This window comes from Paenibacillus canaveralius, assembly GCF_047238265.1.
In the GTDB taxonomy this organism is placed as follows: domain Bacteria; phylum Bacillota; class Bacilli; order Paenibacillales; family NBRC-103111; genus Paenibacillus_F.
Genome location: NZ_JBDFMM010000002.1, coordinates 1 through 24,091, shown reverse-complemented (window position 1 = coordinate 24,091; position 24,091 = coordinate 1). Strand labels below are relative to the sequence as shown.

30 protein-coding genes are annotated in these 24,091 nt (G+C 50.8%); all 30 read right to left on the bottom strand.

The window, feature by feature from the left end; genetic code table 11:
• Positions 1-8 precede the first annotated feature (8 nt).
• Positions 9-728 carry a hypothetical protein gene (locus ABC395_RS26515; RefSeq protein ID WP_413006842.1) on the bottom strand — a complete coding sequence of 240 codons (720 nt, stop codon included), beginning with the start codon at positions 726-728 and terminating at the stop codon, positions 9-11.
• Between the two features lie 43 nt (positions 729-771).
• Positions 772-1,440 carry an RNA polymerase sigma factor gene (locus ABC395_RS26510; RefSeq protein WP_413006841.1) on the bottom strand — a complete coding sequence of 223 codons (669 nt, stop codon included), beginning with the start codon at positions 1,438-1,440 and terminating at the stop codon, positions 772-774.
• 145 nt (positions 1,441-1,585) lie between these two features.
• A complete protein-coding gene (locus ABC395_RS26505; RefSeq protein ID WP_413006840.1) occupies positions 1,586-2,551 on the bottom strand; it encodes a toprim domain-containing protein in 966 nt (321 codons plus the stop codon).
• A 104-nt stretch (positions 2,552-2,655) separates the two neighbouring features.
• The gene (locus ABC395_RS26500; RefSeq protein WP_413006839.1) at positions 2,656-3,912 is read right to left on the bottom strand and encodes a DnaB-like helicase C-terminal domain-containing protein; all 1,257 of its coding nucleotides are present in this window, start codon (positions 3,910-3,912) and stop codon (positions 2,656-2,658) included.
• Positions 3,909-4,682, bottom strand: coding sequence for a P-loop NTPase family protein (locus ABC395_RS26495; RefSeq protein ID WP_413006838.1), 774 nt, complete (start codon positions 4,680-4,682; stop codon positions 3,909-3,911). The genes ABC395_RS26500 and ABC395_RS26495 overlap by 4 nt, the downstream gene beginning before the upstream one ends.
• Positions 4,679-5,485, bottom strand: a complete 807-nt coding sequence (locus ABC395_RS26490; RefSeq protein WP_413006837.1) for a helix-turn-helix domain-containing protein — start codon at positions 5,483-5,485, stop codon at positions 4,679-4,681. The genes ABC395_RS26495 and ABC395_RS26490 overlap by 4 nt, the downstream gene beginning before the upstream one ends.
• A 172-nt stretch (positions 5,486-5,657) precedes the next feature.
• Positions 5,658-6,740, bottom strand: a complete 1,083-nt coding sequence (locus ABC395_RS26485) for a hypothetical protein (protein ID WP_413006836.1) — start codon at positions 6,738-6,740, stop codon at positions 5,658-5,660.
• A gap of 162 nt (positions 6,741-6,902) precedes the next feature.
• Positions 6,903-7,157, bottom strand: coding sequence for a phage holin family protein (locus ABC395_RS26480; RefSeq protein WP_413006835.1), 255 nt, complete (start codon positions 7,155-7,157; stop codon positions 6,903-6,905).
• 13 nt (positions 7,158-7,170) lie between these two features.
• Entirely contained in the window at positions 7,171-7,968 is a 798-nt protein-coding gene (locus ABC395_RS26475; protein ID WP_413006834.1) for a M15 family metallopeptidase, read from the bottom strand.
• Complete coding sequence (locus ABC395_RS26470) at positions 7,968-8,213, bottom strand: BhlA/UviB family holin-like peptide (protein ID WP_413006833.1); 246 nt, start codon at positions 8,211-8,213, stop codon at positions 7,968-7,970. Before ABC395_RS26470 ends, ABC395_RS26475 begins: the two co-directional genes overlap by 1 nt.
• A 67-nt stretch (positions 8,214-8,280) precedes the next feature.
• On the bottom strand, positions 8,281-8,490 hold the full coding sequence (locus tag ABC395_RS26465) for a hypothetical protein (RefSeq protein ID WP_413006832.1): 210 nt from the start codon (positions 8,488-8,490) through the stop codon (positions 8,281-8,283).
• 48 nt (positions 8,491-8,538) lie between these two features.
• Positions 8,539-8,970, bottom strand: a complete 432-nt coding sequence (locus tag ABC395_RS26460) for a hypothetical protein (RefSeq protein WP_413006831.1) — start codon at positions 8,968-8,970, stop codon at positions 8,539-8,541.
• Positions 8,971-8,982: 12 nt separating this feature from the next.
• On the bottom strand, positions 8,983-11,610 hold the full coding sequence (locus ABC395_RS26455; RefSeq protein WP_413006830.1) for a hypothetical protein: 2,628 nt from the start codon (positions 11,608-11,610) through the stop codon (positions 8,983-8,985).
• A 16-nt stretch (positions 11,611-11,626) separates the two neighbouring features.
• A complete protein-coding gene (locus tag ABC395_RS26450; protein ID WP_413006829.1) occupies positions 11,627-12,184 on the bottom strand; it encodes a YmfQ family protein in 558 nt (185 codons plus the stop codon).
• Complete coding sequence (locus ABC395_RS26445; protein ID WP_413006828.1) at positions 12,181-13,233, bottom strand: baseplate J/gp47 family protein; 1,053 nt, start codon at positions 13,231-13,233, stop codon at positions 12,181-12,183. The genes ABC395_RS26450 and ABC395_RS26445 overlap by 4 nt, the downstream gene beginning before the upstream one ends.
• Positions 13,233-13,655, bottom strand: coding sequence for a DUF2634 domain-containing protein (locus ABC395_RS26440; RefSeq protein WP_413006827.1), 423 nt, complete (start codon positions 13,653-13,655; stop codon positions 13,233-13,235). The genes ABC395_RS26445 and ABC395_RS26440 overlap by 1 nt, the downstream gene beginning before the upstream one ends.
• Positions 13,655-13,999: a DUF2577 domain-containing protein gene (locus ABC395_RS26435; RefSeq protein ID WP_413006826.1), complete on the bottom strand. Its 345-nt coding sequence runs from the start codon at positions 13,997-13,999 to the stop codon at positions 13,655-13,657. Before ABC395_RS26435 ends, ABC395_RS26440 begins: the two co-directional genes overlap by 1 nt.
• A 1-nt stretch (position 14,000) precedes the next feature.
• Entirely contained in the window at positions 14,001-15,116 is a 1,116-nt protein-coding gene (locus ABC395_RS26430) for an XkdQ/YqbQ family protein (protein ID WP_413006825.1), read from the bottom strand.
• Between the two features lie 62 nt (positions 15,117-15,178).
• Positions 15,179-15,835 carry a LysM peptidoglycan-binding domain-containing protein gene (locus tag ABC395_RS26425; protein ID WP_413006824.1) on the bottom strand — a complete coding sequence of 219 codons (657 nt, stop codon included), beginning with the start codon at positions 15,833-15,835 and terminating at the stop codon, positions 15,179-15,181.
• A 112-nt stretch (positions 15,836-15,947) separates the two neighbouring features.
• Positions 15,948-18,251 carry a phage tail tape measure protein gene (locus ABC395_RS26420; RefSeq protein WP_413006823.1) on the bottom strand — a complete coding sequence of 768 codons (2,304 nt, stop codon included), beginning with the start codon at positions 18,249-18,251 and terminating at the stop codon, positions 15,948-15,950.
• Positions 18,252-18,255: 4 nt separating this feature from the next.
• The gene (locus ABC395_RS26415; protein WP_413006822.1) at positions 18,256-18,411 is read right to left on the bottom strand and encodes a hypothetical protein; all 156 of its coding nucleotides are present in this window, start codon (positions 18,409-18,411) and stop codon (positions 18,256-18,258) included.
• A 17-nt stretch (positions 18,412-18,428) separates the two neighbouring features.
• A complete protein-coding gene (locus ABC395_RS26410) occupies positions 18,429-18,824 on the bottom strand; it encodes a phage tail assembly chaperone (RefSeq protein ID WP_413006821.1) in 396 nt (131 codons plus the stop codon).
• An 84-nt stretch (positions 18,825-18,908) separates the two neighbouring features.
• Positions 18,909-19,352: a phage tail tube protein gene (locus ABC395_RS26405; RefSeq protein ID WP_413006820.1), complete on the bottom strand. Its 444-nt coding sequence runs from the start codon at positions 19,350-19,352 to the stop codon at positions 18,909-18,911.
• Positions 19,353-19,370: 18 nt separating this feature from the next.
• Positions 19,371-20,441 (bottom strand): phage tail sheath subtilisin-like domain-containing protein, encoded by a 1,071-nt coding sequence (locus ABC395_RS26400; protein WP_413006819.1) that lies wholly within the window; start codon positions 20,439-20,441, stop codon positions 19,371-19,373.
• Positions 20,442-20,473: 32 nt separating this feature from the next.
• Positions 20,474-20,920 carry a hypothetical protein gene (locus tag ABC395_RS26395; RefSeq protein WP_413006818.1) on the bottom strand — a complete coding sequence of 149 codons (447 nt, stop codon included), beginning with the start codon at positions 20,918-20,920 and terminating at the stop codon, positions 20,474-20,476.
• A 10-nt stretch (positions 20,921-20,930) separates the two neighbouring features.
• Positions 20,931-21,362: an HK97 gp10 family phage protein gene (locus ABC395_RS26390; RefSeq protein ID WP_413006817.1), complete on the bottom strand. Its 432-nt coding sequence runs from the start codon at positions 21,360-21,362 to the stop codon at positions 20,931-20,933.
• Between the two features lie 16 nt (positions 21,363-21,378).
• Positions 21,379-21,714 carry a hypothetical protein gene (locus tag ABC395_RS26385; RefSeq protein ID WP_413006816.1) on the bottom strand — a complete coding sequence of 112 codons (336 nt, stop codon included), beginning with the start codon at positions 21,712-21,714 and terminating at the stop codon, positions 21,379-21,381.
• Position 21,715: 1 nt separating this feature from the next.
• The gene (locus tag ABC395_RS26380) at positions 21,716-22,096 is read right to left on the bottom strand and encodes a hypothetical protein (protein WP_413006815.1); all 381 of its coding nucleotides are present in this window, start codon (positions 22,094-22,096) and stop codon (positions 21,716-21,718) included.
• Between the two features lie 272 nt (positions 22,097-22,368).
• Positions 22,369-23,457 (bottom strand): SU10 major capsid protein, encoded by a 1,089-nt coding sequence (locus ABC395_RS26375; protein WP_413006814.1) that lies wholly within the window; start codon positions 23,455-23,457, stop codon positions 22,369-22,371.
• A gap of 58 nt (positions 23,458-23,515) precedes the next feature.
• The coding region (locus ABC395_RS26370) for a hypothetical protein (protein WP_413006813.1) at positions 23,516-24,091 on the bottom strand (576 nt) is incomplete at its 5' end.

Below are 24,091 nucleotides of genomic sequence, written 5' to 3'. Positions count from 1 at the left end.
CTCCAAGATCAAAAACCTTTCGAGGGGTCTTCTTCTTCGATAGGCTTCGACTCATCCTCGTTAGCGCCGCCGTACAGCGTCTGGATTACGTCAGCAGGCAGGCCGACTCGTCTGAGTTCGTCGACTTGTTGCTCGTACGTTCTAGGCATGAGCGCCTCCTCATAAAGATTCTCGTCAATAACTCCGTCGAATGCCGCAAACTTCTCCTTGTCCGCATCATTCATTTTGAGAATGGGGGAGAGTGTATAGGACGTAGCCGATTTGTCCCCGGTACGTTTGAACGTAAACGCAAGCTCCGAAAGGCTTTCCTTGTACTCCTCGATGGAGGCGATTAGCGCCTTTCCTTGCTCCAGCGTTGCGTCGAAAAATCGGAGCATCTGCTCGTCAAGATCATAAAGGGCGAATAAGTAACGTTTTTTCGCGTATAAACTGCGGAAAGAATGGAGAGGATGGTCTTCATCATCCTTTGTCACGCCTAGATCGTCGTTGATGTATCGAACCAGCTCGTCGAACGCGCATGGTCCGCCAGCAGGGAGTAGGCAAGGCTGGGTATAAACGCCCAGATCGAAACTACCGTGTGCCATATACTCCACGTAATCTTCGTCAGATGGAATACGGACACGGCGCGATTCACCGTCTTTTAGCTTGATGAAAAGTTTTTTATAGTCGACTTTCTTTTTACTAGCAGATTCTTTGGCAGCTTTGCCTCGGTTAGTAATGATACTCATAGTTTTAAGTCTCCTTTAGTTTTATTTACTGCTGAGTGGGGACTCATGCAGATAGGGGATTTTGGGAATTAACGTATTTTTGAAAGCTCTTTTTTGCTCGGCTTACGAATTGACGTGTGCTTTCGTCGTAGGTTGGGGAACCGAGGGCGTTAGCAATTTCAATATTAGTACAGCCGAATATGGTAAGTTCGATAACCTTACATTGACGCTCGTGGGATGTGCGAAATCCTGCGAGCGTTTCGTTTATCCACTCATCTAGCAGCACCTCTTCCTCTACGACATTTTCCTGCGATGGAACTGTCCCGTGCCCACTCCACTGGGGGGTAAAGGAGCCTTCGTCGGTATCGATCTGGTAACACGTTTCGAAAGCACGGTCGAGTGAGTAAGTAGGGATGTCTCTTTTCGCCGCTTTACGATACCGAAGGTGATTAACCAGGGACCGCTTGAAAAACGTATGAAAGCGCTGAGTGAAGTTGCTCGATCCGTCGAAATTCGCTGCGGCTTCGCCTCGTACCGCCTCCCAAATATCCTGCGTGAATTCCGAAACCATGTCCTCCCGGGGAATGTCGTACTTTCGTTCAGCTCGGACAGCCTCGTTATAGATCATGGGGCGAACCTCATCGAGTAGTTGGGCAAGGATCTCGTCCGAACCTGTGCTAGCGTACCTCACTGAAAGCTCGTTGATTAGTTCGTTATTTAATTGTTTTGTCACGTTTCTATTCCGCCTCTCTGCTACTTGTCCTGTTCTCACGGATCAAATAGCGAGAGGCGTATTCGTTTGTGACACGGTGACGAATAAATTTTAAAAACTTTTTTCGCCAGCCTGGGGAGGGATCGTTTTCCGTAACGCCACCGCCTTACACGAATGAATAAGGGAAAGGTTTAATTCGTTCGGTGACGGCGATTAATTCCTGCGGTGACAGCTCGTTTACGTCCTTTCGGCCGTGGGGGATAACGAGCTTGTACAGATCGATCCATCCAGATAGCTTCGAGGAGATTCGCTCTCCGGCTTCTACTCCGGCCGGATCGTTGTCGGTCGCTATGACCAAGTCGCGAATACCTGCTCGGAGAATGTGCTGCCGTTGTACGTCGGACATATTCGACCCACCCACAGCAACGGCGGGGAAGCCGTTAGCCCATAGGTACATACAATCGATTTCCGCCTCTGTTACGTACACTCGGTCTATACCTCGGGAAACGATGAGGTCCAAACCATAGACGTGGTTACTTATCTTTTCGCCTCCGGAATGGTACCAAAATTTTTTTTCTATCACGCTCCTATACTTAATATTCACCACGACGCCCGCACAATTGGCCCACGGAATCGTTATCGCCTTGGAGTTACGGTCGTATCCGATGCGGAAAAGACGCTGAGTTTCCTCGTTAATGCCACGTCTTTCCAAGTAGGGATGTCGGAATTTAAAAGGGTCGAGAACGATGGGGGATCGTTCAATTCCTTTATATGACTCGTCTGATTTTAATTTTAGGTCCAGGGATAACTTTTCCACGTCCGCGTGCTGGGTATCGTAGAGGGTTAGAAGGTACTCCTCGACCTCCGACTCTTCTTCGCCACGTAAAGCCGCCAGAAGGCGTATGAACGATCCTTGTCTCCATTGGGTATCTGAGGACCCGGAATCGATCCAGACGCCGTTATCCAGGCGCACAGCGAACGAGGGATGTCGCTCTTTGCCATCTTTTCGGAATGGGGAACAGGCCAGCAGCTTTCCCCCTCGTACCGATTTCCGGTTCCACTCGAAAGCGTCTAGCTCCCTCTCGATATCCACCTGAACAGGACGACCACGGATCATAATATTACTCGGCAAAAAGTTCACCCTCTAACAGACTTATATTATTATAAATTCAGTTTAATAAAATAGGAACATGCGTTTGCGTTTTTTGGAGTTATTTTTCGCTTTTCCATATTCTGTTAGAACATGTCCGTTACGTCCTGCTCCCGGATAATGCCATGATTGAAGGAGCACGTTAAATCGATAACAGTTCCGACGGACGGCTCCCGCGCTTTTTCGACGGATATGCGGCCAATGCCCTGCGCCTGGTCAAACGTAAGAACGTTTGCAGCGTCCTGAATAACCGCAACTGTTTCGGAATAGTCCGTCAGTTTCGGAGGAGAGATAAGGCGTTCTCCGTCTTCCTCCTTGCCTTTGTCGCGCTCGGCTGCGGTTGGCGTTTGATGGACGACGATCCCTGCGACTTTGCGACGCCCAAACAACTGCCGCAGGTTCCGGCTTGTCTGCGTCATGGCGTCCCGGCCGCCGCGTCCGTGGTTCATCAAGTTAAACCCGTCAATGATAACCATCGCGACATTATCGTACATGTGCAGATCCGCCTCTATAACATCCAGCGACAGCCCGTTCGGGAGATCCTCCATCGTCTTAACGATATAGGGCATATGTCCCTGATCCGGTGCAAAGCTTTGCAAGTACGAAAAGTATTCCTGCTCATTCCCTAGCTGGCCCCGTCGCAATTGCACGTTATCGAAATGGCCGTCAACGGTATCAATCCGGAACGACTGCTGCCGCTGCGACAATTCGGGGGAGTAGTGAAGAACTCCGAATCCGGACCGCCATGCACAACGCCCGATATCCGTCGAGATCCACGATTTACCCCGGTTGGTATACGCCATAAGGAGAGTTCCGTCGCCCCGCTCGAATCCGCCGCCGAGGGCCTTCGTGAGGGACGGGTAGGGAGTGGGGATATACGAAAACGAACGTTTTTCCTTCGACTCCATATACCATTCCTTACGTTGGTCGCCGTTGGTGGCGTAGTTGACGCCTAAATCTGTAGATAGCTCAGTTTGGCGACGGATTCTCTCGGCATTGTCGTACAGCCATTGGGCGAACTTGCCGCCGTCAAGCTCCCGAAACTTCGTAGGTGCCTCGTGTTGCAGCAGCTCAAACGACTTGCGCTTGGCCGTAGCATCCTTGAGTCGCGAGGACAGGTATCGGAACCCGTCCGACACTTCGGGCATGTATTCGAAATCCGGAAACTTTGCGACCACAGTACGGTAATCAGGTACGTCTCCGCGGCTTTCTCTTACGTATTCTTCGATAAAGGTGTACACAGGGGCGTAGGTCGGAAAGTCTCCGGTCCCGATGTTGTATCGCGCCAGCTCAAAGAATTTATTTTCGTCCAGTACTTTAGATAGCAGCTGTGCCTCAATCATGCGAAATTCCCTCCTTTACGGTGATCCCGGCCAACAAACGAAACTTGAGCCGTCATACCCTCGATTCTGGAGGCTATGCGATCATCCAACAGGCGCGGAAGGTCTTTCAAATGGACGTTCGAGCTGAAAATCGTCGCACGACGTTCGGCGGATCGCTCGTCGATGATTTCGAACATTTCCGTAAGAAAGGAGGGTGTAGCTTCGCGCAGGCCGATATCGTCCAACGCCAGGAGATACGTAGAGAGCATTGCCTCTTTTAAGTCGTAATATCTGCGACTGGCCTCGTGCTGCATTTCCGGCGCTCCTCGAAATTGGGCGTTAAACACGTTTTGAAACATGCTGGCCTTAACGAACAGTGCAGGCCGATTCGTTAGGGGTCGAATCTGCTTCATCTGCTGCACAACCCGGGTAGTAACGTACTCGTTAATGATCGCCGCCGTCGCTGTTGTCTTCCCGGTCCCGGTACCCTTCGGATTATCCTTGTTGGGAATCGAGTAAAAGTAAAACCCTACGCCCCTGTCGACATTGTCGGCTATGTTACTGCAATAAGCCGAAACAACTGCGAATGCTTCCGGGTTGTCCGTCTTAAAGGGAAGAGAGGCGACATCCTGCCGAGCATAAGCAGACGGAAGATTCGCAAGCCCTTGAAGTCCTCCGGAACCGCTATCGCCGTGCATTTTGAGATAGGGGAAGCATAGGGGAGTACAGAACTCTGGGTCTCCCGCCTTTTTACAATGCTTTGCCAGCATACAAGATCCTTCCAGCGTCATAATGCCACACCTCCGGAAAGCATCCTAACGAGGTCCTCAGCGCTCTTTCCTCCGTGGAGGGCTTCCTCGTACCGAGAAACCTGTTGAGCGCGTTCTGAGGCAATCTGGTCCGCCTGAGCGCCTAACCACGTCGCAGCCTGTCCCAAAGATGGTCGAGGATACGGTCCCGACGCCCATCGTTCGTCGTACTCCTCAAAAATCACGTCCAGTATTTGTTTAGCTTCTTCGAGCGTGCGATCTGCGAGTATGCGCCGGGCATGCCCCATATCACGCCCCCAGTTAACGCTAAACGTGGACGAGTAGGTTTCTCGGTACTTATCGATGAAATAGGTGACCAGCTGCTTACGGTCGTCAGCAACGCTTTTACGCTGCTTCTCGACCTCACCGTCTGCGCTTGCGTCTACCGCCTCAACTTCCCCGCTGAATATCGCCAGCTGGGAGAGAGGGAGGACGGTATAAACGCTGTTCTCGTTCGGGGACGACTTGAAACGTACTTTCTGGCGCTCGATAATGGGTCGACCGTTCCAACGAAATTCGAGCAGCGCGTTGATACGTTTGTTCGCCGTCGTTCGTGAGATCCCGAGAACATCCGCGATTTGCTCCTGGGTCGGATAACACTTGCCGGACTCGTCCATGAACGACGCAATCGCCAGCAGCACGGCGAAGCGATCCGATCCAAGGTCCCGTACAAGGCCAGACTTGAACATCGAAAGGTAAATCTTGAAATAAATCTCCGACTGCCATTCTTGATTTAACACGTTGAAAGATTTGTTCACTTCCACGGAAAAAATTTCATCGCCCATTTGTTTTTTATCCCTCCTTTTACACCGATACAATATTGGGAGGAAGAACGCTTTGTGACGTTCTGAAAACAAAAAAAAGAGGCGCCTCCCAGGTTGTATCTAGGAAACGCCCTTATATATAGCTATACAGATTGGCCGAGAAATCACACGCTTGTACCCAAAACTCCATAATTTAGGCAGAGAGCAGGGGCCTCCGGGTCCCCTCGTCAGCGTTTTCTACTGACTCGATGTGTTTGTTTTCGAGTGCGGATAGAATCTGTACATTGTGTGCCAGAGCTGCATATCCGCTCAACGATGCCGGAGCTTTAGTCGTTCTGAATTCGGTATCGAGCAACTTACCGTACTTGCGCCCCGAGAGCCATGTCGATGAATCTGCTGAGAACCAGTCAAAGTCCGTTATCAAGGAAGAAGATCCGCCCAGCCAGTGAAAACGCCCGTCCGGAAATGCAGTGAAAATTTTAGCGAATAGGTCGCTCTTTGCTCTCTCACTCATACCTACCGTCGCTCCGATAGCCACGAACTCATGATCCTCTTCGATGAGCCTCGCCAGATTCGCAAGGTCCCCCATAGCCGGGAAAACCGGAACGGGAGAGAGGTCGAGGCCGCGGAGATACGCATAATTCGAGGCTGTAGCCGCGTCGTCACCAATTACATCAAGCGTTATGTAAGAATGTAGTTCGTCTTTGTGCGCTATGAGGAACGCTGCGTATTCTACGACGCTTATCGTTGCCCCCTTGTTATGCGCTGTGAATGCGCCTGAGTCGAGCATAACTTTCAGGCCGAGGCGATTAACATGTTTGAACGGATCTTTCTTTCCTTTCAGCCACCAGTAAGACATTAGGACAAACTCCGCGCCGTTAGCTTTCGCAACTTCCAGATCACGAACAGCTTTATCACACCCAGAAAAGAAAAAACGAACGCCGATGAGTGTGAGACGGAACCCCTTCATGCCTTTCGTCAATTTTGCCATCCCTCGGAGGATCGTCGTCATAAGTCCGAGAAGGGCAGAGGAGAATTTCGAGAACGATTCGAGCTGCTTCCGAGTTATCGTCCGGCGCGTGAATAACTCGCGTATCGCAGCCTTTAGTTTATATAATTCAATTGTGTTAATCATCCCGCTAGACTCGCTTTTAAAGTAGACACGCCGCGAATCATGTTCTACGATATGATTAATCGCGCCTTTACCTGTGCGGAAAAAGCTGTTCTTTTGAAACCAGTTTTTCATACGACGAACTGCCATTTTTTCGAATCTCATAATAGAAAGTCCTCCGTTTCGCTTATCTCTGTCAATATCATTATATCGTTTTTCCGTTATTTTAACAACCGTTTTACTAGGACTTTTTCATAAAAGCCGTATTTTGTACATATGTGCGTTAAAGCGATAAATCGTATTTGTAAAAGAAAAAAAACGCCGAAATTAATCGGCGTCCTTTTCCTTCCCCGCGGTAATAACCCCTTTACCCAAGCTGTACACGCCGTTCGACGTCAAACCTGCGATAATACCGTTCATGATCCCCTCAGCAATCGTAGTATGCGGGATGTACACAATACCCGCGACAATGCCTACCGCCATCGTGAACAACGGGATATACTTTGCACTCACATACTGATTTCGTTTAATCAACTCGCTGAGAGCGATAATTACGGCCACGACGGTTCCCATTTCAAACATTGACGAATCCCCCTTAATTTTTAATGAATCCTGCACGATGAATGATCGTTAGCAGACGATAAACGTCGTAGCTGGCGCCTTCGGGCGAATCCAGAAGCTTATGCGTAACGGCTGCTGTAACGGCTTCCTTCGCCCATTCAGGGCACTTCATCGATGCTTTCGCCTCAAGCGCTTGGATACGTTCCGACTGACAACTTACGGCCTCCTGGAGCGCTGCGAATGCTTGTTTCTCTGCTGCGGTCATAGCTTGTTCCTCCTCTTTTACAAGTCCTGCGTTGATTCGTGCGATTGCTGCTTTCACGGCTGCCGCGCTAGGCTGCTTACCCACCTTGTACTGCGCACACGTAAGGCCGAACGTCATTTCGAAATGTGGATTATCGACGAAGGTAGCCCAGTCCCCGCCCCATTCGAACCCGAGATCCTTCGCCACCTCGACAACCTCCATCCAGTCAGACATTCCGTCGCCGTCAAGATCCGCGCGCATATCGTACCCGGACTTGATGAGAACGAAATCTATCGCCATCCCGAAGTTGTGAAAACTTGTACCGCCTTTAGCGTTAGTGACTTTCGGCTCGCTTGGCCGGGCCTTAACGCTAGATAAACCTGCCGCGTTTAACTGCGCTTGCGTACGTCCCTGCGCGTAAAGCGCGTTCTGCTCGGCAATAGTCCGAAGACCCTGCGTAATTCGGATCTGCACGCCTCGACGGTAACAACGTTCCACCAGCTGCTCCGCAGCAAGCTTTACGGCCTCGTGCAGGCCGACCAGCATAGGCGCAGATTTCGCTTTTACCTCGGCTAATGTCAGCGACATTATAGGTCCTCCTTTCGGTTCTGCTCTCGGCGCGACTTGATATCGTCTTTAATCGTGCGCACATCCTCAGATAGACGCTCGTACTGCTTCGCCAGCGCCTCGAATTGCTTTGATATCTCGTCAATAAAATTCATGAGCTTATTTTCACGGGTTTTTGACTCTTTGAGGTTGTAGAGAAAGAGCGAAACGAACAGCACCGCCCATAACCCGTCTTTTAACGCTGCATCGATAATCGTTTGATCCAATAATTTTCACCGCCAGAAAAGAATAAGGACGCCCGAAAGCGTCCCCACGTACCGTTGCATTGCTTGTCTACACTTCCGACGGCGTGTCTTGACTAGTCTCGGCAACCTCGGGATTGATGTCCGGACGCTTAGAGTATACGTATGCGAGAACACCCTCCCGGTCCTCATTGGCGAGGTTGTAGCTGTCCACGACTACCATAATTCCGCCCTCGCCATTGTTGTAACGAGTGATACAGGCGTTCGCGATGATGCGAATTTTAAAATCTGCCAGTGCCATGATGTAGCCTCCTTTTAGATATAAAAAGGACCCTTATAAGGTCCTTATTTAAACTGCGAATATTTCGGCCATTGCAAGCTCAATGTCCGCCAATCGTTTAGAAAGCTCTTTGTTTTCCGCCTCTAAGTCCGCTACCTTCGTATCTGTAGGCGTTGGCTCGACGGGTCGCGGCTTGGTCAACTCGGCGATATCCTCGGAGCTTAATGCCTCAATCCACGATTCCGACTCAAAATCCCACTTAGGTAGGTACAGCCCTGGCGTTATAGGTACCGCAATTCGATAACCGACAAGTATAGGTTCTTGCATTGTTTTCTCGCGGCTTTCTTCTGGCGTAGGGGACGCTAGTTCCCGTCGATCCTCCGGTTCGGCTTCTGGCTCCGGCGGCGAGGCGTAAATAGGAAGGACGCCTACCACATCGTCAGTGACAAGCGTCGTTTCTTGAAACACGCCCAGCGTGTCCGTTATGACTGCTTCTTTCACGGTTATGCCTCCTCAAACTGTCGAAAAAGTTATGCCGTCTAGGAACAATCCCGCGTTACCAACGTTGTGATAAAGGGTTACACGGCCGTCCTCGGAAATAGCCAACGTGCCGTAAACCGTGGTCGTTCCATTGTCGGATTTTAACGTGTACTGTCCGTAGCTCTTTGCTCGGTACTCTGGTGTCAGCACAAACAGCACAGTTCCCGATGCAACCGCGCCACTTTTCGCGCTGCCTCTAAGGTGAACGTTGCCGAACCCGTCCCGCATATACGCTGGAGCTACTCCATTCGCAATCCACCCGTTCAGTAGGGTGGCAGTAATCCACTGCGGTTGCACTTTATTCGGAGCTGATCGCTCTATAACGCTCACTCGCGTTTCGAGGTCCGTACTGACGTCGGCCAATGTGTCCAGAACCGTTTTAAGGTTGGTGTCGGTGATGGCCGTTAGGCTTGTTACAGGCGTAGAGATTGGGTCAATCGCTTGATAGGTAACCTCGTAGACGGCGGCCGGATCAAGGTACTTTGACTGTGCTAAGACGCCACTAGCGGTAGCCATATCCGTACTACGTACCCAAGTCCCGTCCTCAGTGCGGTCACGATAAACGTTAAGAATTTTCCCGGTACGCCTCGTTAAATTGCTTGACGGATAGTTTCCGTTATTGATGTTGTAGGCGCCGTTGCCGTCCCGGTAAGGATTGGCACGCTCCCGCACAATTAACCCTACGCCTGTCTCGATCTGGTTAGGGCCTTCGTTAAGAGTAATCGCGCCTTCCGGCTTGATTTCGGTGACATACGGCTGCGTGAGTCGGTAGCTAAGACGATACGGAGTGTACCCCGATGCCTGCGACGTCGGTAACGTGGATACAGCTGGCTCATTTACCACTATAGCACCACTCGGCTGAGTCATCGGGGCGCCTACCCCACAGTATATTCTGCTCCAATACTTGGTCCCGGTCGTGTATAAGTTGCCGTTAACATCCCCCATTGTCCAGCCGTTAAAGTATGCCTTAATCTCGTCAGCCGTAGGAGTGTAGCTGTCGCCCCATCCGCTGTCCTTATTGGCGATGGTGATAAATAATTTTATGCCCTCTTCAAACGTGTAACGGTCAGGACCATCCGTATATATCCCCGGCAACAAAACTTTGCCGTCGAAACGTTGAAAATCCGCATAAAAATTTGAGACATAGCCAGCTATGGATTCGGTCCAAACTCTTTTTAAGCCGGGTACCGCGATGTTATATACCCACGATAGGCTGCCGTCAACGGCAAGCTGTCGATAAGTATTTAACTTGTAGTACTTGCCGTTCTCCTCGTAAATCTCGTCCGCCACGTCCCCCGCGATGCTTGACGCCAGGGTAACGTCGGGGAAGTACAGGTAATCGTATACGCGTGGTTTAAATGGTAGCGCCACCGTGCCGATGTTAAGAGTCGGGTTTTTAAACTCCACCTGCACGCCCGACGGCAAGGAGGCCGGAACGCTCGTTACGATATTTACGGACACTGTATTTGCCGGAGCTTTGAGCGTAACAGACGCCGCGTCTACTAACCCGGTCGATGCAAGGTTAACGTTTTGGGCGTCCCGGAAGTCCATGCCGATCCGGCCGCCATTTGTGCGCGTGGCCGCGAACGTGTACGTCGTGCCAGGTACGGCTTTAAGGTTTGTCGCGCAGTTTTGTTCCGTTCCATTGGCCGTGATTACATGCGTATAGCTGTCGGTAATCGTACCGATGGGGATAAACGTCCACTCCCGGAAGCTCGGAGCTAGATTATCGCCGTAACGCGTAATATGGATACCGTTTGTGCTTGTGCTGCTTAATACAAACGGGAAACGACGGTTCCAATCGGCGTAATTATACGTTTTGAGGCTGTCATAGTCTGCCTGGCTGACCTGATACAGCCGTGCGCTATCAAACCGGGCTGACTCGCCAGATGGAACGAAGCCGATTGATCCGTCACTCTTGTAGACTTGGACACGCACCTCCATGGTCGCCGCCAATGACTTCGTGGTAATCAATAGTCCCGTCGTCGTCCACCCTCCTGCGGGAGTACCTCCTGTGCTTAAATCGTCCACTACGTTTCCGGAAGCATCCCGGAAAATAAAACGGTAGCTCGCGACGCCCTTACTTGTTTGGATGTCGCCAATAAATACCCAATATCTATTTGGTAAAATAGGCAAACGCTCCGTAAACGCGTAGTGCTCGACGGCTGTCGTACCCGTAGCCGTTACTAGCGTAGAACGTGTGCCGGAAGTGGCGCTGGATGTATCGGAGGTGACCGTCACGTTAGAGCTTGTTAGGGCGTTTGGCATGCTGTCGCCGCCGAGCGTACCGAGTAGGTTCGTAAGCGTCCGTCCCTTGATCCGGTCCAGTTTAAGCCGGGATCGCTTGGCCGCGTTTACGACCTGGACGGGCTTGGATAGGTCAAGGCTGGAGACGGCTGTTGCCTGCGACACTTGCGCCTCTAATGCGCCTATGCTGACATCCTGAGTCGCGTTTTTGCTACCCGCAGCGATTAAGCCGTCATTTATCTGCTTCATTTTACCGTCGATCTTATCGGCATTTTCGTTAAGTTCCTCAAACAAAACGAAATCCGTCCCGATCCATTTGTGCAGTTGAAGATAGTTCGTTTTCTCGGAACTCATGTAGTTGGTACCTCCATTACAGGAAAATAGTTTTCAGCTCGTCCCACCGATAGCTGGTTAAATCACCCCAGGTCTTTCCGGCTCGTATTAGCTCGCCCCACGGCAGGTACGTTACTTTAAACGTCACGCCCAGGTGCGCCGGAAGGATGTCGCGTATTGCTTTTTGGATATCTGCCATGTTTGCAGGAACGCCCCGTTTACCTATGAAGGTACAAACGACATGGTAGTTGGCTGTGTCCGACACTACGTCGACCTCCCCGTTCAGGTACGCCTCTGCTACCTCTTTGATAAGGGCAACCTTAACCGTTCCCACTCCGCGTATCCGCGATTTAATCACAGAGCGCCGCTGGTCGTATGGTTTTGAGGTGTCGGGAACAATCCCGCATAGGCGTTCCCATCGTTCCAGCCCCCAGGTCGCCGTATCGATAAAGAATTGGTCAAGCACTTCGCGTATTGCGCCATTAAGAGCCGTAAACTCCTTCGATTCTGGGTCGATAATGGATCGTACTACACGGGAGTCGCCGTAAATTTTCGGGAGATAGTCGAGCATTTCGCGATTAATGTCACGGCTCATACGAGAGTCACCGTCCCGATAACTGCTACGCTGCCATTAGGAATTTCAAGGTTAAACGTCTGCCCATTTACCTTCAATCCGGTGTAATCAATAATGTCGGGGATATCGAGGATTACGCGCTGTACCTGCGTATACCGGACCAGAGGGTCCCGGAAGGCAAGGCTGTTAAGGTACGTTTTGAGTCCTTCCTCAAGTTGCTTTTTCACAGCTGCGATACTGGAGGTACTCGCAATCGTGGCGCTTAACGATACGTTGATCGGAACCTCTACGGCCCCTACGACGGTGACGGTGGCTCCGATGGGTCGGTTATCCTCGATATAAGCTGCCACCTCTGCGACTTTCGCAGGTGTAGGCGTGGTTTTATCCGTATCGAGCAGTACGACCTTCACCGTTCCATTCCCGTTCCAAGTTGGGTATACAATTGCGTCCGATATCCCGGGCACCTCTTTAGCCCATTGTCGGTAATGGGCCGCGTTTCCGGACGTGCTTGGCGTTGATACGCGCTCTTCATAGCGCACTAACAGCTCCTCGTCAGACTCCTCGTCGGCTCCACCGTCGGCTGCTACGTGATTAGTAACGCTCGCCACCCCGGTAATATTGCCTACAGTCAAGCGTATTTGCCCTACTCCGACATTTCCGTTTTTTCCGCCGACCTCGGCGTCAGCGTCAACAGTCGCGGAACCGTTGATAATCGTTACATCTTTTCGAGTAACAAAATAGACCGGGTCGAGAGTATCGGTAGACACCCTCTGCCCGGCCTTAATGACGGTCCCGTCTGCTCCCGTAAGTGTGACAGGAACCGACGCTTTCACTGCGCCCTTTCTGTACACGGCCATTTCCGCACATCTGAGAGTGAGATACTCGCCGTACGTCGTGGCCGCAAACCCTTTATCGAGCACCCCCGACAACTCGATGTAGGCGAGTGCGAACTCGATTGATGCGGGGGACTGCATATCGTACGTAATCGAACCGGGACGCTTGTCCATGTCGGACGGGACTTCGTTAAGCATACGCGCCAAAATCACGTCTTTCGTCTGATCCTCGTACACTAAATAACCAACTCCTCACGTAATTCTGCGCCATCGGCCGTAGACACAGAAAAGGAGACGACTACAGCGTCGCCTCCCGGGTCTTTCGTTATTTCAAATTCGTATACATCGTCGATGCGTTCGTCGTACAACAAAGCATCCTGGATAATTCGAGGAATCTCTGCGTTGAGGAACTCAGGAGTGACGTCCGCACCGATTAAAGTCTCCAGCTCAGATCCATAACTCCTGTCATATATAAGGTACCTATAACGGCTCGTTACAAGTGTTTTTCTTATAAATTGGCGTATTGCATCTTCGTTATCTACAAAGCCTCCAGTAAACTCGCCCCGCTCAAAATCGAATTGATAGGTCTTGCTCGGCTGCGTGTCTTGCGTAGTAAAAATTACCCTTTCTGATACATTAGCTAGTGGAGATAGTGCCATTAGTACATCACCGCCCTATCCAGGATTAGGAATGATTGGCCGTTGTCGGCAGAAGCGACGATAACCTTATCGCCCTGCTTTAGTTCGTCCGAAAACTCCAGCTCCTGCTCGGCACCGCCGTTGATTCTGACCATTCGTTTGTGTCGAGTTAAATGTTCGGAAACTATAACGTCGCCTGCATCAAGCTCGATAGGCGAGTTGTCCACCTGGACGCGAATTCCTGGGGGAGGCGCTAAGATCGTTCCGAGTTCGATGTTCACGTCCTGGTTATATCCATACCGCCGAATTAACTGCACCAGCTGGGAGGCTGCGTTTCCCTCCGGCTGATACGTTTTAATAGTCATCTTACGTCCCCCTCGCATTCAAGATACTGTTGACCTTAATCTCGGCCGCATCCGGCTTTTTCTTCTTCGTGCCCTTACTCTTTTTCTTCTTCTTTTCGGCTGATTTCTTACTGGATTTTTTCTCCGGTTTCTCCTCGTCGGGAGGTTCGTACTCCATGAGAGGCAAATCGTCCGTAGCCGTAATCGTGATGCTCATCGTGTGGTTACCACTTTGCCACGAATGGGAGTCCGCGCTTACGTAGTAGCTTCCCTGTATTCCGGTCAGTGGTTCGTACGCATACACGGCGCCACCCGACACCACGTCATCAACTCCGAGGCAATTTAACGTTGACTGGTCGGTTATAACGGCGAGCTGCTTAAGTAGCTCTTTAGCGCGCTGCTCAATCTGTGACCGTGTCACGTCTCCCGACATGCTTTCAAGATGCTGCATAACTCCGAACCGTTTAATAAGCGCGTCGTTTTTCGCAGAGGCGGAAATCTCTGTTTTCGTCTCTTTTCCTTTGCTGTCCTTACCTTTCAGCTCGCCGACGACCTTAACTTGGGTTCGCATTTCCTCGATGGAAGCCGAAAAAGACGCGTCCACGATGTTCAACCCTGTTTCAAGGTTGATTTTCGCGACCACGTCTTTTCTGGCGGATAAATTTAATTTTCCTTCTCGGGCATAAATAAAATATTTTCGTCCCGTTTGGTGATACGTAACCGTTAGAGCTGTAACCATTATCTCCCACAGCGTTTTATCCCGCAGGATGAGTTTCGGAATTATGTATCCCGTGTCTTCGACTACGCCTGTGGGAATCCCGAATTCCGAGCAGAGTGATTTAATAATAGCGCTTGCCGTCTTTTTGACGAATTTTTTCGAGTCCTTATTTTTTGCCAAATAAATATTTTCGTCGTAGGCCGTCAGGGACATTTGTCCGCTGCTGTCTATCTTATGAGAAAAAATTATGCCCCGAAAAAGTTCCTCGCTATCTGAGTAGAAACGGATCTCGGCGCCGAGCTGTATATCGAGCGCCCGGGTACGTCCGTCAAGAGTGTTTGATAATTGTACCTCCAACTTCCGGGAAGCCTGCTTGGTGTCGCCGGACCACGTTACCGACTTGACGATGTCGTCTACCATGACTAGCTGGCCTCCAATTGCAACGTACACATTAATCAACATAGCCGAGGTTTTTGCCCATGTCACGGAATGACCAGCTCCATTCCTGCGTAAATCTTCCCAGGGTCTTTACCGATCTTCCCTTTATTCGCATCGTAGATCTTTTTATACTTGGACCCGTCACCATAGATTCGCTGGGCAATCTTCCAGAGATTATCCCCGCTTTTGACTTTATATGACTTTGGTTTTTGGGCCGGGTCGGGTCTCTTAGCCGCTGTACTCACTTGCACGGTGTTACCTGTCTCACTCTTTACCAATTGGCGTGAGAAATCGATGAACACGTACTCTTTGAGCGATAACTCATAGTAAATATCCCCTACAGACCCGTTTCGATCTGCCTCTACATTGAACGACCTTACCGTTACTGCCATGTTTACAGGAGTCCCGGTTATGACGAGGCGAATCGGTCTGCGCGTAGCAACCCACTTCTGTATTGTCTCAACGTAAAACCACGGGTCTTGTATATTGGAATGCTCGCAGTAAACAGGATTGTAGTCGCGAGGAAAAAACGAAGAGATCGAAACCTCTTTCAACTTGCCGTCACCGATAATGGTGTATTCGCCTAGTCCGTCCACCTCGATATCCTGAAAACCGTGAGATCCTGAAATTTTGATAGATGGAGGGTTTACAGGGAGTTGAAAACTTTCCTCAAGGTTGTTGTAAGATAGCCAAAATTCCAATACGATCCACCGCCCACAAAAAATTAAATCCGAACGATCCAAAAGCCGGCACCTGCGTAATGTACGTGTTTAGTACACCTGGTTCCTAGCGTATGGTTCGTTCGGATTCGAGTTACATTTGCCCGCCTGCCTCGGAAACTCTTCGAGCGATTTCGGCCATCAGCTCGTCAGCCATTTGACGCACATCCCCGGACGCGCCGTTAATGACGATGTTTCCGAAGCTATAGGAGCCGCCGCCCTTTCGATAGGAGGCGTTTTCCTCCGGAGTTAAGACACGTTCGTCCTTGTGCAGACGAGCGAGGTACCCGTTATAAGGGACGTTGGACAGTCCAGACGCGTGCGAGCTTGCCTGCCCTGGAGCATGCGGTAATGGGCCTTTTAGTGCTGGTCCGGACGATGCGACCACTTTTAAGTCATTATCGCCCCCAGTCAATCCGAAAAAGCTCGCGATTTTTCCGGCTACGCCCTGCATGGTTTTCCACGCCTCCGCCAACCAATTAATGGTATCGATTACGGCCGTAATCCCTGCGGTAATCCCATCCAACACAGGTTTTAAAACGTAATCCCATACGCCTTTAAAGATTTCGCCCATCACCGGGATTAACGGTTTAACAACGTTGTCGACTAGCCAGGTTATCATTTCGGATATGTTCCCAATCATCTTAGATAACGGCGGTGCCACCTTCTGAACGATTTCCACGAGGCTCGGCCAGATATATGCGAACACGTTTCCGACCATTTTAACGACGTCTATCACGACCCCTATCGCGGAGCCGATAAACCCGAAGACAGGCTGCAAGTTTGTCCAAACGGTTTGCATGATGGAAACTATGGTTGGCCATTGAGTCATAAAGGCACCGACGACAGTCATGATAAATCCGAGTACTGCGTCCTTAACAGGCAGAAGCAGAGGCGCAAGTTTAAGGATAACGTCGCCGACCGCTTTGATTGCGGCCCCGATGGGAGGGAAAAGAGGCTGTATTAGCGTCCAAAAGTCGCTAAAAAATTTTCCCCACGACTCCATCTGTGCTTTAAAAATGGGGGATAGTTTGTTTATGAAGTCCATTACTCCGGCAAGGGCGGACTTGATCGTATTTACAATCCTGATTACCGTTTTAATCTGACCTGCGTCCATTCCTGCGCCGAATAAAGTATTAATTCCGCCCATCTTGTCCCCGCTGAATAGCTGAAACATACCTGTAAAGACGCCTTTTACAGTGTTAATCGTGCCACTAATCGCAGCTCCCCAGGCTTTCGCCTGGTCGCCTGAAAGCCAAGTTGTAAGCTTGCCCGCGAAATTAGCAGCTGCTAACGCAAGATTTTTGATTAGAGGCATTGTCGGCAGGAGTGCCGATATTTGCAGCGTCTCCATCGCGCCTTTAAACTGCTCGACGGCGCCTTGAGCGTTATCCATCTTCGCAGTGGCGACTTGCAGCGCTGTCGGGGCTTCTTTCAGCTTCGTACTAAACTCTGCTACGCCTTTGGCGCCTTCCTTATAAAGGATGTTACCTGCGCGTACTGCGTCAGACCCGAACAAAGTTTCAAGCGCTGCCGCCCGTTGCTGGTTAGTTAGGTTCTTCATGGAGTCTTGCAAAGTTCCGGCGATGCTTTCGAGATCCTTCAAGTTACCCGCCGCATCGAAAAACTTATTAGCTCCGTCGGCGGTCATGATGCCGAGTTTTTGCATGAGCAAAGTCTGCGTTTTTGTGCCGGGCTGTAAGTTGGATAGCATCGTTTTCAGGGAGGTACCCGCGTCCGAACCCTTGATACCGTTGTTCGCGAACAACCCGAGAGCAATATTCGTATCCCGGAACGTCATGCCCACCCCATTAGCCACAGCCGAAACCTGCGCTAAGGAATATTTAAGATCCCGAACGTCGGTGGCCGAGGCGTTGGCCGTTCCTGCGAGAATATTCGCTGCGTCGGCGGCCTTGAGGTTATTATCCTTGAAGGCATTTAGAGACGTGGACATTACCTCCGCTGCCTCTGCAAGATCCAGACCGCCTGCCGTCGCAAGGTTGAGCGCTGCCTCCAGCCCGCCGCCTTTATCGATCTGCTCGACGCTTAGACCTGCCTTGACCAGTTCCTCCATACCCTTCGCTGCTTCCAACGCGGAGTACTTCGTTTTAGCGCCCATTTCCAGGGCGAGCGCCTGCATCCTGGCGTACCCCGCTGTCCCCTTCTTCATGCTCTCGTCTAGGGACGCGATAGAGTCCATTTGCCCCTCGAAACTCATCGCCTTATCGACCGAGGAGGTTAGGGCACTCACGGCACCAATTGCAGCACCAATCCCGGCTATCGCAGTACTGACGCCTAGCGCCATCTTGCCGACGCCTTTTAGTCCGCCAGTCGCTTTATCTAACGGACCTGTCATATTATCGATAAGCCGCAATCGGGCGACTAAATCGTAAGCCATTTACCTACCTCCTCTCCTGGGCGAGCTTGCGCTCCTTTTCTTCCTGCTCAAGCACAAGCAGCATTGACGCGTACATCAGGTGCCGGGAGACGTCCGGAGCGTTAGTAACTAAGTGAGGCATGATTCCGTGACGCTGAAAAATAGCGTGGAGGAGAGCCATTTCGCCCCCCTCCTGGATTAGTTTTTTAGTTCACGAATCCGCTCGTCTTGATTAAATCCGGATACGCTCATGATCTCGCCCGAGAGATAGGCGATCTCGCCCGAGAGGAGGCGTTTCTGTACGACCTCGGCTGCGTCGAGAACATCGTATTTCTGGAGCAGCTGCGGATTTTTCCAATCCATGTTTACGGAGGCTTCCACGATAAGCAACGCCATGAAATACTCGTCGTCGAGGACGTCAGTTTTGCCGACAGTATGCGTCGCCTGCATCTTCAATCGGTTAATCTGCTTGATACTGACTGCCTTAACGCGAAAATTCACGTCGAACCGCTGCATATAGACGTCTCTTTCAGGGCTGTCCTCTACGCTCAATAGGGCCGCTAAAACATCGTCTTGGGTAACCTGGGTTTTCATAATCAAATCCTCCATTTGTGGGTTCGTATAAATGCACAAAAAAATGGGAGCGAATCTTCGCCCCCACGTTTAAAATCGTATTATTTACTGCGCCTTAACCTTATCCATCAGCTCATATTCCGCGAAGGTAAATGGCAGCTCCTCCTCCACGAGGGAATTAAGCTCGTATTTCATCAACGGGATTTGGTCGAACTGGACCCCTTTCAGACGTACCGACATCGCGCCGAACGCCTCCGGGTCATCCAGTTTCATTCGAATCTCAGTCACGTATGCGCCTTTTTTGTCGTTCGCGATGGAACCAATCGCCTCGATTAGCTCAGTTGTTACTCGGTATCCGGTTACGGTTCCAGAACCTTTAAGGCTGGTAACCTTATGCCCGACCCACCGAGTGCCTGCACGGTTTACCTCTTCCTTGTTGATTTCAACCGTTGCCTCAGCCGATTTAACGTTTGTCAGCCAATTACCGTTAGCATCGATGACGGTCCCGAAGGAGCCGTTCATGATGCGACTTGCGTCTAAAACTCCCATATATCACATGCTCCTTTGTTAGCCGACATTAATCGTCAGGTAAATTTCTTCCATCGAATCGATTTCTACGAAGGCAATCCTGAGGAAGACCTGATCCCCTTTGGATTCCCGATCCGGGTCCAGTTCGACGACAATAGATTCCGCGACGAGAACGTTGTTGGTCGCGAGCTTTTCGAGGTATGCCTTAATAGCGCCGATTAGGGCCTTTTGCCCGTCGTCGCTGTTGTCCAGCTTGCCTACGTAAGAATCGGAACCTGTTCGGGTAATGTCCGTGGCGATCGACTGCTCCGCCCGCACTTTCCGGATTTTGCTCAGATCCGTCGTAATGCCACGCTCAACCTTCACCTTCTCGCCGTCGTGCATAAGGATGAACGAGCCTTTTTTAAGGGAGGCTTTAATCTCGCTCGGACGCATACGGTAAGTGACGTCATCGACCGGGATCGCTGCGTACGTGGTCGACTTATTAATGGCCGTGCCTGCGACCAAACCTGCGATGTAGGGTGCAAACTCCGCCGAGTTGATCGAAACCCCGCCAAGGATAACGCCGTTAATTAGGTTAAGCGCGTACTTGTCCGTTAATTTCACGGAACGAGCATCCCCGATGGAAGGCGTTAGGTCGTCCGCTGCCGAAGTACATCCGAAAACGATTACGTAGTGTTTGCCTTCTTCTCGATTTCGTTTTGTCCACGAAAGACCCGCGAGCTGCTCTGCTTCGGAAACGATTCCGTCATAGACGAACACATTAAAGGGCCTCGCTTCGAACGCGTCGCGAGCCGCAGCGTACACGATTTCCTCCGTATTGGTAGCGTCGATCTTTGGGAGCGTGTAGACGAGGCAATCTTTCGCCCCAGCCTGTAACGCCCGAGTCAGCGACTTAACGTTGTCCGCGCCGAATAAGTCCTGCGCCTGCTTCTCCGAGTCCACCGTGAAGAACTTTCCGGGCATTGCTAACCCGGTGTATTTTTTCAAGGGAATAGCTACCGTTCCCCGAGCGCCACCCTTAATCTGCTGCGTTGCTGCCGTCAAGAAATTGATATAAAGCCCGGCGCGTTCGGGTAGGGCGGTAGGGTCCCAGCTTCCTCCTGCCATTGATGTTCCTCCTCAAACAAAAATCGCGCCGATCATGGATTGATCCGCGCGTTCAATTTCGTTATTTTCACAAAAGTTTCTCGGTCCCGTGCCTGCCGGATACTGGTCGGCATTGTAGCAATAACCGCAGCCAGTCCGGACTCTGTTTCTACAGGGTCAGAAAACGAAAAAGACTCAATCCGGATGTACCGGAAAGAGCCGTCTTCTACGGGTATGAGAGTCGTTCCAAACATTAATTTACGAGATAGTCTATCCATGGCGGATATTGCGGCTGCCGGATCATTTGAAAAGTAAATAATCTGGTACAGGCGCTCAATCCGCGTTGTGAAATGGCTTTCGGTGACTAGCTCGTTTCTTTGGGCGCGGATAATAAGCTGTCCAGACGCAGGTTCTTTCGGTACATCATACTTTATGTCTGTACCGGGGACTTCCGCAGACAGCACGGCCGCGACCGAGTCTAGTTCCGTTATAAAGTCCACAACATACCTCCTAAAATCCCCTCGCGCGCGCCTTTGCTTTTAGATCTTCTTCGATCTTTAAAAGCCACTTCTTTTCGTTTTCCTCAGCTGGTACGTCTAAGAAACGCCCAATCGTACCCGACGTGCGTCCTTTGAAGCTATCGCCCTTGACCTCATGTATCCAATAGGCGTAGTCAAAGCGCCCGCCCGACGCGCCTGTTTCGATTGCGCTCGCCTTTATCTCTCCAGTGACGTCTACACCCGTCGTGCCCCTTTTTTGAGTCCTGTAATGGATTGAGCGCCGTAATGTAGTTGTGTCTACTGGAGCGAGATCAACGGACTCACGCTTCCAATCGTCCATAATGTCCTGTACCGTTTCCCGGACAGCTGCTCCCGCGTCAACTCCCCATTTCTGGAGATCGTCCAGTAATCCACTTACGTTAATATCGACTTCCTTCGCCATGCTTTCCGATCCCTCCTTACACGTAAACGACGGTCAGCAGCGCCTTACCGTTCAGCCCTCTTTTTACCTCAATGGTTAGTGGCTGGTATTTGCGCTCATTTCCGGCCTCGTCGGTGTATTTAATTTCGTCATCCATCGATACCGCGACAAATTTATCGAGCATGATTTGCGCCGATGATACGGCTTCCGCTCCTGTCGTGTACCCGAGAGATTTCGTCCGAACCAGAGTAGACTTCTCTACGATCCGGCATTTATACGAAACTGGAGGACCATATTCAACCCGGTTAAATCGATCTGTTGTACCTAATTTGGGTCTGATCGTAACCAGCTGTTTTAGTGGGATGATCGCCATGTTAAAGGACCGCCTTTCCTATCCGGCGAAGACGGAGACGCACCCCGTTTTCCTCTCCGATAAGGTCGATAACGCTTTGCGGAATCATTCGGTCGAGATCTTTTACGACGTCCTGAAACTGGAACGAGATCCCCGCGACGGAGAATCCTGTTGCGCCATTCTGTGCGTTTTTAAAGGTATCGTTAAACTTGACCGACAGAACGTTTGCAAACTCATATACCGCGTTATCAGGAATTCGATATTTCGGATATTTCCGCGTAAGAGTGCGCCCAGCTACGTTCATTAAGCGTGTTTTTCGCTCGTCGTCGCTGTCGATCCAGTCCTCCGTATCGATGCAGTTAAAACGGATGTAGACGTCTGCCTCCTGGATATTGACCGCCATTATCACCAATCCCCCTATTTCTCGGAGGTTTTGCGTGCAGGCTTATCCTCCGTTTTAATTACCTTCGTGCCTTCAATGGCAGTGGCGTCCGGCAGCTTGTCCAAAACTTCCTTTTCCTTTGCACTGGCCGCGGTGTAACGGCCGTTGCTAAATTTTCGCAGCTCACCGTCAACGTAAAAACCTAGCTCGGGGTATCGGGACGTATATTCCATTTCGAAGCACCTCACAAAATTTAAAAGCCCGAGAGATACGCCCCCGGGCATTATATTTGATTACGCCAAACCTTTGATGCGTGCATGAGCTTTTTCCTGTTTCAGCTCAAACGTATATTCGCCGACTAGGATACCGCGAGTGTAGTCGCCCTGTTCGCCCAGGTACTTGTGGAAAAAGTCCCGTTCGTTGAGTGGGCGGATCTTGGCTCGGTTTTTGTCAACGATAAACAGCTCGTCCGGAGCAAGGTTGTTATTCAGAGCGATTTCGAACGCGCCAAAATCGGTGATAAACTTATCCACCACTTGACCACGAGTGTTTTCTTCTCTCGTCAGCTGAATTTTGTTTACATCCAGCGCGGAGAGTGCGCGTTTTTGTTTGGCACCAACCATGATCGCGTAATCGCCACCAGTCGCGAAGCCGCCTTTTTCGTAGATTGCCTGAGCTGCGTCATTGATATGATTACCAGTCAACGCACCCACAGCATTCGAGACGTTAGTCGTAATGAAGTTCCGCAAGCCGCGCATTTGACGTACTTGACCATTTTGATAAGCAACACCGCCGATTAGCGCTTTTTCGAGTTGCAGGACAAGCTCAAGCTGCTTCTTCTGCTTCTCGTATTCGTACAGATCGGAAATGCCGTATTGCGTTACAGCCTCAGCAGTACCGGAAATCTCGATAGAGTCGTCGAAAATTTGAGTATTGTTGGATCTCGGAACGCGCGCCTTGTAACGAGCAGAACGTGCGTCCGCGCCCTCGGTGCCCTCCACGAACATAACTTCCACTTTCGCGCCATCCGTGACAGCCGCGGCAGTAGTGCCCGCGTAACCGCGAGTAACCGTTAACGTTTTAGTGCCAGCATTTACAGCAGAAACGTACATCAGCTCATCGCCGATTTTGATAACATGTCCGCTACGGAAAGGCTCGGCGTCCGCGACCACAATCGCCGTGTCGGATACCAATTTCGCGCCGTTCACAGTGGTTTCGTCGCTAAACATTTCGTCCTCAAACCATTGGTGCGTTGTTTGAGTTACGGCAGGACCGATGCCCAACATACTAATTAGCGGTGTTTGATGCGGATTTAAAAGCAGGATCTCGTCGATGACGGATTGCTTTTTACCAATTAAGGAATTATCGTAAATCTTTGTCATGAAGCATTATTCCCCCTGTAGTTAAAATAAAAAATAAAAAAAAGACGCTGTTTGCGTCTTAATCTCGGTTCTGTTCAAGCTCTCTTTTCAGTTGGGCGTAATGCACCCGGTCTTCGGAGCGTCCACTTTTACGTGCGCGTTCCGCTGCCTCCTGGAGTGCTTGCTGTGGCGACTTCCTATTCGAATCTTGCGGCGGATTTGTCGGACCGCCGACAGGCTTTTCGGGAGTTTTACCGGGACCGAAAACGCCTTTAGAGGCCGCCTTATCGATCCAAGCTAGTTTTTGCTCGGAGGTTAAGTTATCCGGAATAAGATCGCGCATAGATTCCGGAATTGCCGCGAGCCGCGTCTCAAGAATTCCGTTGAGAATGCCCTCCAATTCCTGCACACGTGCCGTAGATTTGTCGGCAGTCTCCTTGTGCTTCCCGGCCTCTTGCTGTGCAGCCGTGTAAAGCTGCTCGTACTCGCCGCGCTGCTTGGCCGCATCCTCCTCGGCTTGTCGCTGGGCGTCGAGGAATTTATCGAGCTGCTCTTTAGCAGCCTTGTAATTCTGATTCACCTCATCAAAACGTGCCTTGGGAATCATAATATCCTTTGGCTCATCTGGGGATGGTGGAACCTCTTTATTAGGGCC